The organism is Flectobacillus longus (genome assembly GCF_030056705.1).
Classification (GTDB): Bacteria; Bacteroidota; Bacteroidia; order Cytophagales; family Spirosomataceae; genus Flectobacillus; species Flectobacillus longus.
On the sequence record NZ_JASHIC010000001.1, the window covers coordinates 95,604 to 114,475 of the forward strand.

The 18,872-nt window shown below is 37.6% G+C and carries 13 protein-coding genes; 3 read left to right on the top strand and 10 right to left on the bottom strand.

Translation table 11 applies throughout. The annotated features are described in order from the left end of the window. Positions 1 to 78: 78 nt before the first annotated feature. Both QM491_RS00435 and QM491_RS00440 read right to left on the bottom strand, forming a co-directional pair. Entirely contained in the window at positions 79 to 1,368 is a 1,290-nt protein-coding gene (locus QM491_RS00435) for an MFS transporter (RefSeq protein WP_283325287.1), read from the bottom strand. 96 nt (positions 1,369 to 1,464) lie between these two features. After that, a complete protein-coding gene (locus QM491_RS00440) occupies positions 1,465 to 2,595 on the bottom strand; it encodes an alpha-amylase family glycosyl hydrolase (RefSeq protein WP_283325288.1) in 1,131 nt (376 codons plus the stop codon). Between the two features lie 239 nt (positions 2,596 to 2,834). Here QM491_RS00440 and QM491_RS00445 point away from each other — a divergent pair, with 239 nt between their 5' ends. Further along, complete coding sequence (locus QM491_RS00445; RefSeq protein ID WP_283325289.1) at positions 2,835 to 3,551, top strand: SDR family oxidoreductase; 717 nt, start codon at positions 2,835 to 2,837, stop codon at positions 3,549 to 3,551. 279 nt (positions 3,552 to 3,830) lie between these two features. Here QM491_RS00445 and QM491_RS00450 read toward each other — a convergent pair whose 3' ends face one another. The 6 genes from QM491_RS00450 to QM491_RS00475 all read right to left on the bottom strand — a co-directional run bounded on the left by QM491_RS00450 (position 3,831) and on the right by QM491_RS00475 (position 10,076). After that, positions 3,831 to 4,667 carry a flavin reductase family protein gene (locus QM491_RS00450; protein ID WP_283325290.1) on the bottom strand — a complete coding sequence of 279 codons (837 nt, stop codon included), beginning with the start codon at positions 4,665 to 4,667 and terminating at the stop codon, positions 3,831 to 3,833. 108 nt (positions 4,668 to 4,775) lie between these two features. Further along, complete coding sequence (gene fahA, locus QM491_RS00455) at positions 4,776 to 6,044, bottom strand: fumarylacetoacetase (RefSeq protein WP_283325291.1); 1,269 nt, start codon at positions 6,042 to 6,044, stop codon at positions 4,776 to 4,778. Positions 6,045 to 6,267: 223 nt separating this feature from the next. Continuing rightward, positions 6,268 to 6,714, bottom strand: coding sequence for a MarR family winged helix-turn-helix transcriptional regulator (locus tag QM491_RS00460; protein WP_283325292.1), 447 nt, complete (start codon positions 6,712 to 6,714; stop codon positions 6,268 to 6,270). Between the two features lie 142 nt (positions 6,715 to 6,856). Continuing rightward, the gene (gene hppD / locus QM491_RS00465) at positions 6,857 to 7,987 is read right to left on the bottom strand and encodes a 4-hydroxyphenylpyruvate dioxygenase (protein WP_283325293.1); all 1,131 of its coding nucleotides are present in this window, start codon (positions 7,985 to 7,987) and stop codon (positions 6,857 to 6,859) included. After that, positions 7,974 to 8,786: a phenylalanine 4-monooxygenase gene (locus QM491_RS00470; RefSeq protein ID WP_283325294.1), complete on the bottom strand. Its 813-nt coding sequence runs from the start codon at positions 8,784 to 8,786 to the stop codon at positions 7,974 to 7,976. Before QM491_RS00470 ends, hppD begins: the two co-directional genes overlap by 14 nt. A 129-nt stretch (positions 8,787 to 8,915) precedes the next feature. After that, positions 8,916 to 10,076, bottom strand: coding sequence for a homogentisate 1,2-dioxygenase (locus QM491_RS00475; RefSeq protein WP_283325295.1), 1,161 nt, complete (start codon positions 10,074 to 10,076; stop codon positions 8,916 to 8,918). Positions 10,077 to 10,441: 365 nt separating this feature from the next. On the opposite strand from QM491_RS00475, the gene QM491_RS00480 reads away from it, so the two are divergent. Next, a complete protein-coding gene (locus QM491_RS00480) occupies positions 10,442 to 11,929 on the top strand; it encodes a PhoX family protein (protein WP_283325296.1) in 1,488 nt (495 codons plus the stop codon). A 93-nt stretch (positions 11,930 to 12,022) separates the two neighbouring features. Further along, positions 12,023 to 13,771, top strand: coding sequence for a cytochrome-c peroxidase (locus QM491_RS00485; RefSeq protein ID WP_283325297.1), 1,749 nt, complete (start codon positions 12,023 to 12,025; stop codon positions 13,769 to 13,771). 154 nt (positions 13,772 to 13,925) lie between these two features. Here the strand turns inward: QM491_RS00485 and QM491_RS00490 are convergent, their stop codons facing one another. Beyond that, positions 13,926 to 17,012, bottom strand: coding sequence for a lantibiotic dehydratase (locus QM491_RS00490; RefSeq protein WP_283325298.1), 3,087 nt, complete (start codon positions 17,010 to 17,012; stop codon positions 13,926 to 13,928). A 329-nt stretch (positions 17,013 to 17,341) separates the two neighbouring features. Then, positions 17,342 to 18,835: a RagB/SusD family nutrient uptake outer membrane protein gene (locus tag QM491_RS00495; RefSeq protein WP_283325299.1), complete on the bottom strand. Its 1,494-nt coding sequence runs from the start codon at positions 18,833 to 18,835 to the stop codon at positions 17,342 to 17,344. Positions 18,836 to 18,872 lie beyond the last annotated feature (37 nt).

Consider the following 18,872-nt stretch of genomic DNA (forward strand, 5'->3'; position numbering starts at 1 on the left):
ATAAAATAGCCATGTAGTCTATTGATTACATGGCTATTTTATTGGAAAGCCAACACTATAAAATATAATTCGTTAGTTCTAATAAATTTGCTTAGAAGGAATTCGTTTTATCAAGAAATACCCTACCAAAAAGATTGCAGAAAGCACCAACACACTTATGCGCATACTTCCTGTAAGTTGATTTACTAATCCGAACATAAACGTTCCGATAACTGTTGAAAGACGGTCGCACACATCATAAAAACTAAAATACGACGCTGTATCATGTGTATTTTCAGGAATCAACTTAGCATAAGTTGAACGAGACAAGGACTGAATTCCTCCCATTACAAAACCGATTCCTGTTGCCAACAAAAAGAATTGATTTTGGGTATAAACAAAATAAGCTGCAATACAAATCACAATCCAGATAACAACAATCCAAGAAATAGAGGAAGTATTACCAATTTTCTTAGAAATTTTGGCAAACAAATATGCTCCTGGAATAGCCACCAACTGAATCAACAAAATGGTAATAATCAGGGCATCGTCGGGCAAATGTAATTCTTCACTTCCAAACAGCGCTCCCAAATACATCACTGTTTGTGCTGCCATGTTATAAAAAAAGAATGCCAACAAGAATTTTTTGGTAAACTCCAACCCTTGTAATTCATGGAATACTTTTTTGAGTTCTCTAAAACCATTAAAAATCCAGCTACCTTCTTTCTTTTTTTCTTTTTGGGTTTCTGGCAAAATAGAAAAAGGTATTTGTGCAAAAATAATCCACCAAATACCAACCAACAAAAACGAAATACGAGAAGCCTGACCGCTTGTAATACCGCCATACCATTCTGGTTTTAGCACCATTGTCAGGTTTTGTAAGAGTAAAATCACACTCCCAATATACCCCAAACTAAATCCTTTGGCACTTAGGTTATCAAACTTATCTTCGGTAGCAATTTCGGGCAAATACGAATTATAAAACACGATACTTCCTCCCCAACCTACAATAGAAAACAAGAATGCAAATGTTCCTAGATAGTAACGTCCTTCCTCAAAAAAATACAACATCATACAACTCAACGAGCCCAAATAGCAATAAAGCTTAAGAAAAGCTTTTTTCTTTCCTGTAAAATCCGAAATGGCTGAGGTAAAAGGCACCGAAAATGCCAATAACAAAAAGCCAATTGATACTGCATAAGAATACACAACGGTATTTTCGAGTTGGAAGCCCAAAAAATCTAGCTTTGTGCTTTTGCTGGGCATCATTACGGCTGCCGCAGGAAAATAAATAGGGAAAATTGCAGAAGTAATCGTCAATGAATGTACTGAGTTTGCCCAGTCATACATTGCCCAAGCATTCAATACTTTAGGGTTATTTTTTTGCATAAAAAGAGAGATAAGTTAATGAATTTGATGCGAGCAGCATTTGGCTGTCAGCTTTCGGATTATGAAAACACAATACCCAAAGCTGATAAATCACAGCTAATGGGCATATTCATATATCCTACACTCATAAGGTTGTAATTCAAATGTATTGCTTTCGTAATGCGATTCATTTGAATAATTACTCAGGAGTAAATTTAGAACAGAAGCCTTACATTTTACTGAAAAACTTTGTGTTTTATTTGTCCAATTATTGAGTACAAGATACGTAAAATCCTTTCCAATTCTCTTATAGGCAAAAATCTTATTACAATTTGGTCTTAAATCGTTGTAATCTCCATAAATCAAATCTGGATGCTCTTTCCTAATTTTAATTAATGATCTATAAAAATTTAAAATTGATTCAGAATCCTTTTCTTGCAAAGCAACATTAATGCGTGTATTACTTGGATTAATTTTCAACCATGACATATCTCCTTCTGTAAATCCTGCCATTTCGGTATTATCCCAAGGCATCGGCGTACGAGCATGGTCAACCGAAATTTGATTGCAAACTCTCAAAAACACTTGTTCGTCTATTCCTATCTTTTTGATGACAGATTCGTATATTTCACTTACTTTTTCATCCCTAAATTCTTCGACTGAATTGAAAATACAATTGCTCATACCAAGTTCGTCGCCCTGATAGATAAGCGAAGTTCCTTTTAATGTTAATAGAATCATACCCAGCATTTTGGCGGATTCATTTTCATATTTGGAAGTATTACCAAATCTTGACAAAACTCTTGGTGTATCATGATCGCCCCAATACACACAATTCCAATCATCCTTAGCTTGTTCTCTTTTTCGAAAAATACGTTTCAACTCTGACAATTTTAACTCCGTTGGTGGGTTAAGAAAATTAGAGCTTTCACGTAAAATCAGATGCTCGGTTTGGAAACTAATCGGCAAGTCGGCACGTGACGAAATCACTTTGAGTCCTCGACTATTGGCCTCTTTTACAAGTTGTTCAAATGTGTTTTTCTGGAGACTATCTTGATGAGAAAGATGAGACGAAAACGGGCGAAAACAAATAGCATCGATACCAAGAGACTGGAGATAATCTAATTTTGAGATAATTCCTTGCCAATCGCCAACGCCATCATTATCTGAATCTTTAAAACTTTGGGGATAAATTTGATATATAACTGCTTCTTTCCACCACTCTCTCTCTGAATTAATACGGCTCATGTTTTTATAAATACTTAAAATTTTATGTGGCGAAATTAGCTAAAACAGAATATTTTGTAGTTGTTTTTATCTGTAAGGCAATATTTTGTATTTCAACGGCAAAAGATATTGCAAGAGATTTTCTGCATATATTTCCATTAGTTTTGAATACTGTACACAAGCCAAGAAATATCAAGATTTCATGAAAGAAGCTTTACATTTACAGAAAATTTATTTTTATAAACAATTTTCAAAATTATATGTCTTTACAAAACCAAACAATCCTAATCACAGGCGCTAGCCGTGGCATAGGCAAAGCTTTGGCAATTACTTTAGCCAAAGATGGTGCAAACCTCAGTTTAGTTGCACGCAACCAACAAGAATTATTAGCAGTAAAACAAGAAGCCGAATCCTTGGGCGCTCAAGTAGTGGTTTTTGCTGGGAGTGTTGCTGACGAAGATTTTGTCAAAAATGTAGTATCCGAAACAGCAGAAAAGTTCGGTAAAATTGATGCTTTGGTAAACAATGCGGGCTTTGGGGTATTCAAACAAGCAACCGAAATCAGTACTTCAGAATGGGATTCTATTTTTGAAACGAATGTAAAAGGCACATTCTTGTTCTGTCGTGAAGCTGTGCCTTTGATGAAAAATGCAGGAAAAGGGCATATTATCAATATTGCCTCGGATGTTGCCAAACGAGTATTTGATGGAGGATCCTTGTATTGTGCTTCCAAATACGCCCAAGATGCTTTTTCGATGGCTTTGAGAAAAGAAGTAAGAAAAGATAAAATCAAGGTGTCTGTGGTGTATTCGGGCGTGGTTGACACGCATTTTCATAAAAGAGAGGAAGGCGACCCATACCAAGCCAAATACCTTTCATCAAAAGACATGGCGAATACCATCTGTTTTATTCTTTCAGCACCCGAACATGTGGTAATCGATGAATTAATGATTCATCCTATTTCGCAGGAATATTAGTATTTGGATAAACATGAGTCATCTTGAATTGAGCGATTTAGTGATTGAGCGAGTGAGTGATTATTTTAACATTTGTATTCTAGCTGTAGAGACGCAATGATTGCGTCTCTACAGCTAGAATAGTTTCATCAAAAAAGCGGTCGAAAAATATTTTTCGACCGCTTTTTTGATGAAAACTTGGAGAATAATCCCAATCCTAAAAATTCGGGATTATTCCTGTAAATTATTCTTGGATACAAATATCTTAGCTAAAGTCATAAAGCCTAAGGCAAATATTTTCTATTTCAATCCTAAAATCACTGCCCAAGCATCTCGAATTTTGTTTTGATCGAGAAGTGTTTTAGCTAAAGATAAACTAGGTTTTGCTTCAATATTTAAAAGATAGGTTTTGCTATCCTCTTCAGACGGTAGATTACTTTCATTCCCTAATTTACCGAAATCATTGCCATCAAATATTGTTGATTTTTTAACAAATTCGGGAATACTATCCACGCCTACACCCAAATGCACATTTGGTTTGGGCACTTCAAACATCGCTTCAGGCGTGATACGTGCGTACCAATCCGCGCCCATACGGGCAACCCAGTCGGTCTTGAGCTGGTCGATTTTTCCATGCTCATCCAACAAATTTTCGGCTATATGTGCCATCACTATTTCGCAAATGGCAATGTTAGACGTACCATAAGATTTAATTTCTAAAACCTTACACTCAAACTGCACTGGCGCTTCTTCGACTCTTGGAGGCTTTACTAGGACAGATGCTTGTTCGGTAAAACCAGCCTTCTCAAACTCGTTGGTTCCTTTGGGAAACTCGCAGCTCGACAAAGACATTTGTTGAACCATGGCATAATCCACCAAATTGATTACAACTTCAGGAAAAGCCTCAATATTTTCGGTTGTATTCTTCTTCGAATTATCACGACCTCTATTATTGGGAGAAAAAACCAATAACGGAGGGTCAATGCCAACGATATTAAAAAAACTAAAAGGGCTTAAATTGACATTTCCATCGGCATCAACCGTAGAGGCAAAAGCGATAGGTCGAGGAGCGATGGATGTGGTCATATACGAGTAAAATACTCGCGCCGCCATATCTTTAGGGTTGAGAGATAGCATAAGTATAAATGCTGAATTTTGAATCGTGAATTATGAATATTTTTGAACCTATCAGTCTTTAAACCAATATTTTCTAATGATAAAACAGCAATATCGATGTTAAAAGTTTTATTTGGCGGGCAAAACTTTATTGTGTAAATTTCCAAACCCCACTCTTATACCATTTTTTTCTGCCCAGCCTTTCATCACTACCGAATCGTAATCCTGTAGAAATATACGGCTGTCACCATTGGTTAATGTTAATGCTTTTTTACCATTTTCTGTAATTTCCAGCAAACACCCGTAACTTCCCAATTCTGAGCCAGAGATAGTACCCGACGCTAGCAAATCTCCCGTGTTGAGATTACAGCCATTGACTGTATGATGCGCTATTTGCTGCGCCACATTCCAATACATGTGTTTAAAATTTGTTTGGGTAACGGTAGTTGGTTCAGCGCCTTCTGGTTGTACCGCTACAGATAAATGAATATCAAAATTTCGCTCGCCACTTGTCTTCAAATAATCTAAAACCTCAGGATCTTGTACAGGACTTTCAACTCTAAAATATTGTAATGCCTCAAGTGTAACCACCCAAGGAGAAATAGCAGAAAAGAAGTTTTTTCCTAAAAATGGCCCTAGTGGCTGGTATTCCCAACGTTGCATATCACGGGCAGACCAATCATTAAAAAGTACAAAACCAAAGATATGTTCTTCTGCATTTTTTGCTGAAATTCTTTCTCCTAATTCTGAAGGTTTGCCGATGATAGTAGCCATTTCCAACTCAAAATCTAATGCTTGAGTTGGACTAAATTTGGGAATAGGATTATCTGGCGTGCTGAGTTCTTTATCGATAATTTGACCACAAGGACGATAAAAATCCATACCCGACAACTGAATTGAAGAGGCTCGACCATGGTAACCTACGGGCAAATGTCTCCAATTGGGAAACAATGCTTTGGCAGGGTCTCTGAATAATTTCCCAGCATTTTGAGCATGCTCCAAACTCGAATAAAAATCGGTATAATCTCCTATCAAAAAAGGAAAGTGCATCATCGCATCTACTTGCAGTGTGAGTCCCTCCTCCTCTATCGCCTCTCTTTCGGTAGTAGCTTGAGATAGTAAAAACTGTAGTCTCCCACGAAGCTCTCTTACAGCCTCATTGCCCAAAGCCATAAACGAATTCAGGACAGGCTCTTGAAGTGTTTCGAGATCAAAACTCAATCCATCCAAAGCACCCTCGGATACCAAAAAATGTAAATCAAGGATATATTCACCTATAGCTACTCCAATTCTTGGAAAAGGCGTGTTTTGCGTTGAAAAGACCCCAAAAGGTAAATTATGAATACTAAAATCTGAATCGGCAGGTATATCTAGCCAAGTTGGAATGGTTTGCATCATTAGTTTGGATGAAATTAAGGGGTCAGTAAAATAGGAAAAGGCAGTTTAACGTTTGTGTGCAAGTACTTAAAAGACATTACACACAAACATAACTACCTGAAAGTCAAAAGAATTGGAGACATTTCCAAATCTTCCGAACAGAACATTTTACTTTAACCGCAAACCACCATGAAAAAAGGGTTTACTGATAACGATTGGGCTTGTAGGAGATGTTTCTCTATAATTAACCAGTTATGTTGTTATAAATAGAATCAAGAATACGAACAAAAGTTTGATAGTCATTTTCTGACAAATCGCCCCAACCTTTGCGCCTGACTTCGGCCACGATTGGAAAAGCATCATGAAATTTCTTTTCGCCATCTGCAGTCAAACTAATATTAAATCGACGACGGTCATTTTCGGCCATAGCACGTTCGGCCAAGCCCTTTTTTACCAGAAGGTCGATAATTCTGGTAACGGTGGGGGCATCTTTTACCGTCATCTCGGCTAGTTCGTTTTGGCTAATGCCATTCTTTTGACTTCTATAAATGTGATCTAACAAAACCCATTGGTCAACCGTAATATCAAGCTGGGCATCGTCTAGTTTTTTCTGGAGACTCTGCCGTATTTTTTTCATGGTGGTATCTATTTTGAAGAAATACGCACGTGAGTCACTTGGATTGGTAGTCATATCAGAAAAAGGTATATATGAGTATTGCGATAGTTTGTTATGTGCAACAGTTGTATTTGTTAAAACAACTGTTAGTGTTCAAATATAATAGAAAATCTCAATAACCTACCAACGCTTTTCTAATAAACCACCAATCTATTGATTAAAGGGTACCTCTCAATGCTTGTTCTCTTTCAATTGCTTCAAAAAGTGCTTTAAAATTTCCCTTTCCGAAGGATTTAGCACCTTTTCTTTGGATAATTTCAAAAAACACCGTAGGTCTTGAAACCACAGGCTTAGTGAAAATTTGCAACAAATAACCCTCTTCGTCTCTATCTACCAAGATATTAAGGGTACGAAGCGACTCAATTTCTTCGTCTATTTGCCCAACTCTTTCGAGTAAAGAATCATAGTAATTTGAAGGTACTTGCAGAAACTCTACGCCTCTTGCCATCATTCCTTGTACCGTTTCGAGAATATTGTCAGTGGCTACAGCGATATGCTGCACACCAGAGCCTCCGTAAAAATCAAGGTATTCTTCTATTTGCGATTTTTTCTTTCCTTCGGCTGGCTCATTGATCGGGAATTTGATTCTACCATTGCCATTCGACATTACCTTGCTCATCAAAGCCGTATATTCCGTCGAAATATCTTTATCGTCAAAAGACACCATTTGGGAAAAGCCCATTACTTTTTCGTAAAAAGTAGTCCAAGTGTTCATTTCGTTCCAACCTACATTGCCAACCATGTGATCTACATATTTCAATCCTAATTCTGATGGTTGATAGCTCGGTTTCCAAGCAATAAAGTTGGGCAAGAAAATACCTTGATATGCTTTGCGCTCCACAAATACATGGATGGTATCTCCATAAGTTTTGATAGCAGAACGAACTACAGAACCATTCTTATCAGACTCTTCAGTAGGTTCAAAAACAGCTACAGCTCCACGTTTGGTCGTTTCTTCAAAAGCACTTCGTGCATCGTCCACCCACAAAGCAACAGCTTTGACACCATCGCCATGCAAGTCGATATGACGCCCTATTTCGGTATTACCCACCAATGGAGTTGTAAGCACCAAACGAATCTTATCTTGCACCAAAACGTAGCTTTCACGGTCTTTCAAACCAGTGCTCAAACCTGCATACGCCAATGGTTGAAACCCAAAAGCTGTTTGAAAATAATGCGCTGATTGACGAGCATTGCCCACATACATTTCGATATAATCAGTGCCATTAAGTGGCAAAAAGTCGGTAGTTGCCATAGCTGGCGCAAGGGTATTTTCAGATACTAGCATAATGTCTTCCGATTTCTGAGTCGTGAAAAGTAAAAGTATTTTTCTTATGTTTTAGATTTATTCTTTTCTCTAATTCTTGTTCAATCAAAGGAATAGAGTGGAATAAATCTTCGTAGGAGTCAATCACAAAATATTGAGCTTGGTAGTGATCTTTGATATAAGGGGTATCAAAAATCTTGACCACATTGTAAGGGATTCTTTCTACTGTAACTGCTTTTAGCGAATACACACTTTCGCCTGAAGAAGACAATATTCCAGCACCATAGATTTTTAGTTCTCCATTTTCTCGAATCAAACCAAACTCAATGGTGTACCAATACAGCCGAGCGATGTATTCGATTGCCTCCTCATCGTCTACAAATCGCAAGGCAATTCGGGCTAATTCTTCTAAAAAATGGCAAATTGAAGGGTTAGATAGCAAAGGCACATGACCAAAAATATCATGAAACATATCTGGTTCTTCCAAATAATCTAATTGTTCTCGTTTTCGAAGCCAAGTCGAAGCACAAAAGTTTTTGGCTTGCATTAATTCAAAAAATGGTCGGTTCGCAATCAGTCCTGGCACTACATGTATCTGCCAACCCGTATATCCACGCAACAGTACATTAGTTTCAGCATAGTTAGGAATTTTCTCGGCCGAAAACCGCACACGTTCCAAGCCAGCTAGATATTCTTTACTCGCCAACTTGGGCAGTTGTGCCATTTGTCGTTCAAAAAGAATTTTCCAAACTTCTCTATCGTCCGATGTATAGCAACTATAATCTTGCGACATCGAAAAAGGTTTAAAGTCGTATTCCATCTTCTTAAGGATTAAGGAGTTGTGAGTTAGGGAAATTTGTTTTAGTGAGGAAACAATTCCTTTTTACTTCTATTTTTTTCCGTTTTTGTGAATACCTTATTACATTCACAATTCTACATTATTACATTCTTATTTCTCTAGCCATGATTGGTAGTATTTCCCATCATCTATTTTCATGGCAGCCTCGGTCAACATCAAAGGTCTAAAGGTATCTACCATTACAGCTAACTCATGGGTTTCGGTTTTACCAATACTTCGTTCCATCGCACCTGGATGTGGCCCGTGTGGGATGCCACCAGGGTGAAGCGAAATATGTCCTTGAGCAATATCATTACGACTCATAAAATCACCATCTACATAATACAACACTTCGTCGGAGTCGATATTGGAATGATTATATGGTGCTGGAATGCCTTTTGGATGATAGTCATATAACCGTGGACAAAACGAACAAACCACAAAAGCATCGGTATGGAAGGTTTGATGTACTGGCGGCGGTTGGTGAATACGCCCTGTAATCGGTTCAAAATTATGAATCGAAAATCCCCATGGATAGTTATAGCCATCCCAACCTTTTACATCAAACGGGTGTGCAGCATATACAACTGAATGAAGTGTTTGTTGCTTCTTGATTTTTATCAAAAAATCACCTGTCTCATCATGCGTTTCGAGTTGTTGTGGCAACTTATAATCTCGCTCGCAAAATGGTGCATGCTCCATCATTTGCCCAAAATAATTACGGTATCTTTTGGGAGTATAAATTGGATGAAATGATTCCACAAAAAACAGACGGTTATCTGTCGTGTCAAAATCAATTTGGTAAATTATCCCTCTTGGAATAACAAGATAATCACCATACTCAAAAGGGATATTTCCCATCATAGTACGCAAAGTCCCTTTTCCTTTATGAATAAATAGAAGTTCGTCTGCGTCTGCATTTTTATAATAGTAAGTGCGAAGTGATTGCTGCGGAGCCGCCACGCCAATGTGCAAATCATTGTTGACCATCAAGGTAACTCGACTGTCCAAAAAATCTTGGGCAGGTGCAACATTAAAACCAATGAGCTTTCGAGAAGCAATATTTTTGTCAATCGCAATTTTGGGAGCGGTTGAAATACTTTCGAGAATCTCCTTAACCTGCGTCGGTCGGTGATGATGATACAACAATGAAGACATTCCATCGAAACCAATCGTTCCGAATAATTCTTCGTAAAACAAACCTCCAGTAGGTTTCTCAAACTGAATATGTCTTTTGGAGGGAATATCTCCCAAACGATGATATATTGGCATGGCTATTATTGTTTTTACTAATATTTGTCATGACAAATATTAGTATGCAATTTTAAATATATTATTGATTAATTCAAAGAAAAAATTGATTAAAAATTATTTAGAAAGCTAAAATTTGATAGTGAAGGGACAATTGTAAGATTGTAAGTCGGGCGGCAGGATTTGGATTAATAAAGGTATTTCTCAATGTTACGACAATCAATAACCCTAAATCTGAAATAACTATAAACAGTCATGTGGGACTAAATAGATTTACAAACCCTTAACATTTCTCTAAACTTCAAGCTAAAGTATAGACCTACCTTTGCTACCGAAATTCAAAATGAAGGTTGGAAACCCAACCACATACAAGCATTTAAAAATTTATGAAAAAATTCTTATCTATCTCTCTAATGTCATCTTTGGCATTGGCTGGTATCACCTCATGCCAAAAAGATGAAAACGGTGTCCCTAGTACACCAGTTGTAATCAAAGACTATTCTGTAAATCCATCGTTGGTAACAACACTTTCGGGTTTTGATGCTGTTAAAATTAATACCCTTATTAGCTCGGATGATAAGCTGACAGATTCTCCTAATTTTGTATTTGGCGCACAACCAGACGGTGCGGGCTTGATGAAAAATCCTTCTGGTGAAGGTTTTATTTTGATTAACAACCATGAAATTATTCGTTCGGTATCAAGAGTATATCTTGACAAGACCTTAAAACCAACCAAAGGTGAATATATTCTCGATGGTGATGGTGGTACATGGCGTTTATGCTCAGCGACATTGGCTACGCCAGAAATTCATGGTTTTGGTCCTATGTTTTTGACAGCGGGCGAAAGCGGTGCTGAGTCTTTAGTACATGGTATTAGCCCTTTGGCTGATATTTCGGGCAAAAAAGATGCTTCTAGAGTATTACCAGCTTTGGGTAAAGCAAGTATGGAAAATGCAGTTCCACTTCCCAAAGAAGCTTTTGCAGGTAAAACTGTTATTATTATTGGAGAAGACGACACCAATGGTCAGTTGGTCGCTTATGTATCTAATACCGTTGGAGACTTGAACAATGGAAAATTGTATTTCTTGAAAAGAACCAACAATGACCCAATTGAGACGAATATTGCTGTTGGACAGAAATATGATGTAGAATTTGTAGAAATTGAAAATGCTAAAACCTTGACAGGTGCACAAATTGCAGCGCTTTCTGTAACAAAAAATGCAATTCAATTTGCTCGTGTAGAGGATGTTGACTACGGAAAAGGTTCTGCTTCAAAAAATCGCGATGTTTACTTTACTGCGACTGGTGTAAGTCAAAGTGACAAGAAAAGCCCTGTAACTGGCAAAACTATGTGGGGACGTGTGTACCACTTGGCACTTGATGCTAACAATCCATTAAAAGGAACATTGGAAGCGTTAGTAGATGGTGTTGTAGACCCAGGTAATAGCATTGTAAACCCTGACAACATTTGCGTGACAGAAAACTACGTTTACATTCAGGAAGATGGTGACTCATTCTATGCTGATAATAAGCACGATGGTCGCGTGTGGCAATACAATATCGCTACGAAAGCATTGAAACCAATGATTGAAATGAATCATCGTCGCACAGATGCTACTTTCAATGCAAAATATAATCCTTTAAATGTGAATACTTTGAGCTCTTGGGAATACGGTGCCATGTACGATATTTCTGACCTTGTGGGTATTCCTGGCACATTTTTGTTGAACGTTCACCCACATACTTGGCGTGACATGAAGTATAGCAATCCTGATGGCAGTAACTCGACTGTTGCAAAAAGTATTACAGATAGTAGCACTGGATCTTATGCAGAAGGCGGACAAGTTGTAATTTTGTCTGGCGTACCAAGATAAACGAAAATCCTAGATCAATTATAAATAAAATCTCTCGTTAGTCATATTGCCCTTGGTTATTCTAATCAGGGGCAATTTTTATTCTTTAGTAAAATGAAAAAATATACGTTACTTTTCCTTATTTCCTTGTTATGGTCTTGCAAACCAGAAGACCCAACCCTTGCTTTTAAGAAACAAATGGCAACAGATTTGGGTATTTTGAATGAACAAGTATCAAAATTACAGCAAACTGTAGTGACCAAACAACCACAAGATTCGATACAAAACGCTTTTCTTCAAGCTAGAATAGCCTATAAAAAAATGGAATTTATCACCGAATACTTCATGCCTTCGGCTACAAGATTGGTCAATGGCGCACCTTTGAATGAGATTGAAATCGAAGAAAATATGATTAATGAGCCTGGTGGTTTTCAGGTAATTGAAGAATATGTATTTCCAAAAATCGATACGGCTAATCATCAGGAGCTGGTTCATCAAATCAACAAACTTCAAACAGAACTCAAACGATACCAAACTTTACAGGAACTAGAATACATGCCAAATCAGTGTTTGGATGCGGCTCGATTAGAGATATTTAGGATAAGTTCATTAGGGCTAAGTGGGTTTGATACTCCACTTTCGCAAAACAAAATTGCTGAGAGCAAAGCGGCATTGGCTCATTTACCCAATTATTTGAGTCTTTTTGGAAAGATTGATAACGATTTAGAAAAAGCTTTTTTGGAAACTATTCAATTTTTAGAAACACAAAAAAACGAAAGTTTCGATGCACTAACTTGTATCAAACAGTATCTTCAACCGCTCACCAAAAGTCTGGTCAATTGGCAAAAACTTCAAGAAATACCACCGATGAAAGATACTCGTATTCTTTCTGCGGAGGCAAGCTCTTATTTTGACGACGATACTTTTAGTGGAGATTTTTACACGCATAATGCTGATTCATATACTACACCTGCCAAAGTTGAATTGGGACAGATGTTATTTTTCAACCCTGTTCTCTCCAATGGAAATGGCGTAAGTTGTGTCACTTGTCACCAACCTGATAAAGCGTTTACCGACGGACTCAAAAAAGCCAAAGGTATTTTGGGAAAACAAGTACAACGCAATACTCCTACCCTCATGTACGCTGGCTTGCAAAGCAAACAATTTTATGATTTGAGCGTCAGTAGCTTAGAGGAACAAGCTGAAAAAGTGGTACATAATCCTTTAGAAATGAAGGGAAATTTAGAAAAGGCTTTATCTCTCATCGAAAAGGATGAAAAATACAAACAAGCTATTCAAAAAGCTTTTCCAAAAATGAATAAACTAGAAACTAGACATTTAAGAAATGTCATAGCATCTTACGTTCGCTCATTATCACCTTTTAAGAGTCGTTTTGACCAATATATGAAAGGAAAAGGTATTTTGGATGAAACGGAAAAAGTAGGATTTAATTTGTTTATGGGAAAAGCCAAATGTGGTACTTGTCATTTCTTTCCATTATTTAACGGAACCGTTCCTCCCGATTTTCAGAAAACTGAATCAGAAGTTTTAGGTGTTTTTGACCAACCTCAAAGCAAAAAATTAGACAAAGATTTAGGGCGTGGCACCTATAATCCGCAAGTTACTGACTGGCATTTTGCCTTCAAAACACCTACCATTCGCAATATTGAAAAAACAGCACCTTATATGCACAACGGCGCCTATCCAGATTTGAACTCCGTAATTGACTTTTACGATCATGGTGGCGCAGTAGGTTTGGGCGTAAGTCTGGAAAATCAAACCCTTTCAGATGAACAACTCAAATTGAGTCAAGCCGAAAAAACTGCTCTTATCGCTTTTCTTAAAACGCTCACAGATCGATAGGAGTTGTGAGTGATGAATTGTGAATGATGAGTTAGTAGTGTGCGAAGGATTTTGGGATTTCAGATTTCGGAAATGTAGGCTTCTATTTTTTGTAACAAATAAAGATATCTCACCTTATATCCGAAATCAGAAATCCCAAATCTGAAATTGTCTATCACCTACCTCTAGCAATTAGCGATTTGTAATAGCGACACATAAAGTCATAAATCAATAATTCGTGCGTTCGCTGACCATCAGGAATTACCCGATTGATGGTCATGTGAATCAAATCACTGAGATATTTCGAGCGATAATTAATGTCTTGCTTTTCCAAAATTGACTTAATAATATCTGATGTACCTATTGAACGAGCTTGAATTAGCGATAAAAGTGGTGCATATTCATGTTCTTCTGTGAACCATAATGCCAAAAATTGTTCAAGTACGGTACGATTTTCCCTAAATTTTGCATCAAGTAATAGCTTCATAGGTTTGTCTAGATTGAACTCTCTGGCAAAGCTATCTTTCATCGACTCCATTAGAGAACACTTGGCTTGAATATTACAGTCAAAGTCATTCAATAGGGTATCCAATGCTCTACAAGCAAATATCCATCGCAAATCATTCCTATTTTCCTTCGTGGTTGCATTAATAAAACCGAGCACCATTTCGCTATCAGCACCAAACCATTGTTCGGTTTCTTCCATAATATTTGCGCCATATCTTTCTAATTCTCGTTCGTAGGTATCGACCAAAATTTGAGAGATTCGATTATTTTCCTTAAAAATCAAAAGTGCCTGATTGATAGTGGTTAATACTTGGGCTATGGCATTTACATCTTTCAAATGGAATCGCAATCGAATATGTTTCTCGGGGTCTGCATAACGGATAAAGAACCAATTGTCTATCAAATTAGAATCTTTCAAGTACGTCAACGCAGGTGTAATCGCCTCCGAAAGAATGACCTCCGCTGACTGTACACCACAATAAACCTTGTAATAGAGCCATTCAGAACCCAAGGCAAATGACCTTTGTGTAGACTCAAGAGGCTTCACAAGAAGTGGCTTTGAAGTATAGTGCTTTTCTTTTTTTACTAAAAATGCAACTACCTGATTGGTAAAGCCTTTGTGTTGATTATTTTGAAAAATGGCAGATTCTGGATTGAACAAAAACTCCTTGAGGGTAATTTCTAACCTATTTTTGATGGTATCTAAAAAGGTTTGAACACTCAAAGGATTCTGGATATTGACCAATAACTCATTGTCCGAATCCGATAAAACAAATCGTTGAGGTAGTTTCCATTCTTCAAGGAATAAATCCAAGGCTTCTTGGTTTTCAGACTGTCTGAGTAATTTTTCAAAATCCTTGCGTTGCAATTGCCAAGTAGCTGGCTCTAAAATCATATTTTTAAAACAAACTCTTGGGTAAAAAGAAGCTTCGGGATAAACTTTTTGCCAATTGATGCCTACAGAATTGGTTTGACCTTGATGTTGTAAATCACCTAAAAAATGATACACAGGCACAGCATTATGGATATAATTATGGGCATTACTCAATCGAGGTACTATTTCTTTTTGCAGACTTTTTGAGCGCAAGATTACTTTCCTAGCCATAATATCTACCGACACCATCAAATCATCTAAAGCCAATTGATTTGCTGACTCCACCGAAGATTTTGCTAAATAGGGAATTTCATACTGCCTAAAAGCAGGATGAAGAATGATATTTCCCACACGATTTTCGGGAAGATGCACAATTTCTGCCAAAATTACCTCTGGATTTTGAGACTGTTCTTGTGTGGCAATTTCCTTAGCTACAGACAGTATCTCCTCTGAAGCATGCGCAAAACGCCCGATAATGTTGATGGCACTCGAACCTCCAATATTTTCGAGATACATGGGATACTGGCTATCTCCCGTCAAACGAAACATTACAGGAATAGACGCCGCCATGGGAGGTTTATCCGAAAAAAGTTGTGCTATTTCCTTTTCCTGCAAGTCAATTTGAAAAGCGTTTTGGCGATAAGCTTCGAGCCATTGTTGAAACAGATATTGCTCCCATTTACCCATTTGCCACGATTTTGTGGAAGATACCTGCCTTTTTGCACTCAAACCTTCGGCAATCGGCGTCAACTGATTTTTACCAGTTATACCATATCCAATGCCCGCCTCGGTATCCAATGCTACTAGCAGAGGAACTTCCTGAGCATCGTATCTTTTATAAAATTGGTCGATAAATTGTTGTAGAGTACTATTTTCGCTTGACGTCTGTGCTTTGTAGAGAAACTCTATCGCATCACTAATATCATCCTGTAAATCTTTCTGAATAGAAGTTTGTTCGAGCTGGTTGATTCTGTCAGTTTGAAATAGTTTGCCTTCCTCAAAAGGAATACCCAAAGGCTGAAGTAACTCCATGATTTGAGTATAATGCTCAACAGTATTACAAGGCTGTTTATCAATATATTCCAACGCTTTCTCAACCTTATGAAGAATTGATAAGATTCCATCCAAGTCTCCGTTATAATTGATGCGTGCAAGAATCTTTATAAGCTGTTGTGTAAAGGCTTCTCCAGTAATAGCAGGCTCTAACTCACTAACTAAGAGTTGCGTAGCAATAAGTTCAGTCACAAAATCCTCTGCCTGTTCGAGTGTAATTTCGTCGTCAACCAAAGACGACGCCAGTTCAAGTAAAGTAACACCCGATTGGGCTTTTTGCAAGATAAACTCAATATAGGGCGAATAGTCGATGGCTGAAATCTGGTGATGTCGCTTTCCATTTACATAGCGATATTCCACATAACGAAACTCCTCTCCTAGTCTATACTGACTTGAATTAGGGAAATATAAAATACGCTGTGCTATCTCTGGAATTTCTGCTAAACGCTGCGCTAAAGCCCCAGCATAGTGCATATCTAAACGAGTATGTCGGTAGAAGGATTCTGAAAATTTGATGGAAGTTTCGTCATTCCATTCGGCGACAGCACAACCTGCAAAGAGACCAAATGGCGTACACCTCGAACACATACGAGTGTAGTATTTCGATAGTGAAAATAAGACTTTTTGTTTCTTCTTAGCATCAACTTTTTCTTGATTTTTTAATGCTAAGGCTTCTTCAAAAAGTACAGGAGAAGCTAAATACAAGGCTTCCGAAAATTGGGGGTTTTCTAATAATTGAAAAAGAAAAGTTTCATCAAAATCATCATTAAAAGAAAATGCAGGTGTACGAATTATGAGTTGGGATAGAAATTGGTAAGTTGTTTTCATGTGTCAAATGCTCAGTTTCACTTTTGATGCAATTTATAGTTAATCGACGAAAAGTATAGATTTACAAAGAATTTATTTTATAAATATATACTTCCATGTTAACCATTGCAGCAATGATATCATCCTTATATTTCTGGAGCTTGAACATTGTCACTTTATCTTTTCATAAAAAAAGGCTTGAGTCATAACAACTCAAGCCTTCATGAAGATAGCGGAGGTATATTAGGAAATTAGATTAAAAAATCATAAACTAATTTCAAACCCCAAACTAGATTTTGTATCGAAATTGGACATCAAAGTAAAACTCGTCAGCACAATTTCTTGACTATCTAGTATCCCGCATTTTGTGTATATAGACCAGTTTTTACATCAATTTCTGTTTGAGGAATTGGATAGATGATGTAGTTTGTCGTAAATGATTTCATTTGCTTCAATACATCTTCTTTAGGAATCCATGCAGCCATCACTTTGTCGACTACTCCAAAACGTACCAAGTCATGCCATCTTGAACCTTCAGCGGCAAACTCTTTACGGCGCTCTGCCAAAAGTCCGTCTAATGTCAACGTTGTAATATTTGCCAAGCCAGCACGTTTACGAATTTGGTTTACCAAAGCAATAGCTTCGTCAGTGGAAACACCGTTATTAGTACGCATTAAGCATTCAGCTTTTAGCAACAAAATATCTGCATAACGGGTCACGATAAAGTTGATAGGCCAGTCTGTACGGCTTTTACCATATTTTGACAAATCAAGGTATTTCTTGAAAAATGGACGTGTTTCTTGCACACCATTTGAAGTGTATCCCGTCAAGATTGAGAATGTTCTACGAACATCAGCTGCTTCATAAGTACTTACCAAGTCTGAAGAAACTGGACGGATAGTCAAACCACCTTGAGCACCCAAACCATTGGCAGTAAAATAAGTATCAGGAGCCAACATCCAAGGGAAACTTGCTCCTAAACCCAAGCCACCGCTGATGTATTGTACATCGAAAACCACTTCACTGTTATTTTCATTCGTGTAAGAGAAAACCCCAGCATAAGTGCTTTGAAGAGCATATTTCCCTGAACCAATCACATCATTTAACAAGGTTAACGCTTGTGACCATTCATTTGAGTTGATACCTGGTCCTTCGATACCATAAGTAGCACCCGAACGAGTCATATAAACCAAAGCTAACAAGCTTTTTGCGGCATTATTTGTAGCACGACCAACGTTGGTTGTTGTATAACTTACAGGTAAATTGGTTGCTGCAAATTGTAAATCAGAAATGATTAATTTGTAGACATCTGCTACCGAAGAACGACTTATTGCGAGAGCTTCGTTTTGTGAAACTACTTTATCAATTACTGGGACTTTACCAAACCAACGCACCAAGTCGAAATAGAATGTCGCACGTAAATAACGAGCTTCTGCCTCCAAACGAGTTTTCAAAGCAGGGTCTGTAATCACAGAACCATTTTTTGTCAACTGGTCTAAGAAGTTATTTGCCTTAAAAATACCACTGTAGTTGGCACTCCAAGCCTCCGCAACGTAAGGGTTCGAAGAAATAGTTTGGTGGAAAGAGTTAATTCCCTCCCAGTCGCGCACACCACCGTCAGATACTGCATACAAGTTGTCTGAGCGAGTTTCTGATAAATTCAACTGACGTTCAGGATAGGCAGACAAAGAAGCATAAACTGCATTGATGCCTTGCAAGAAGTCGTTGTTTGTTTGGTAAAATGTCAAAGTTGTGGCACTCGAAATAGGTGTTTGGTCAAGTTCGTCAGTACAACTTGTCAAACCTAATGCAGCCAATGCTATATATAAAAATACTTTTTTCATGTTGTCAATGTAATTATCTGTAAAGGATATGATCTTT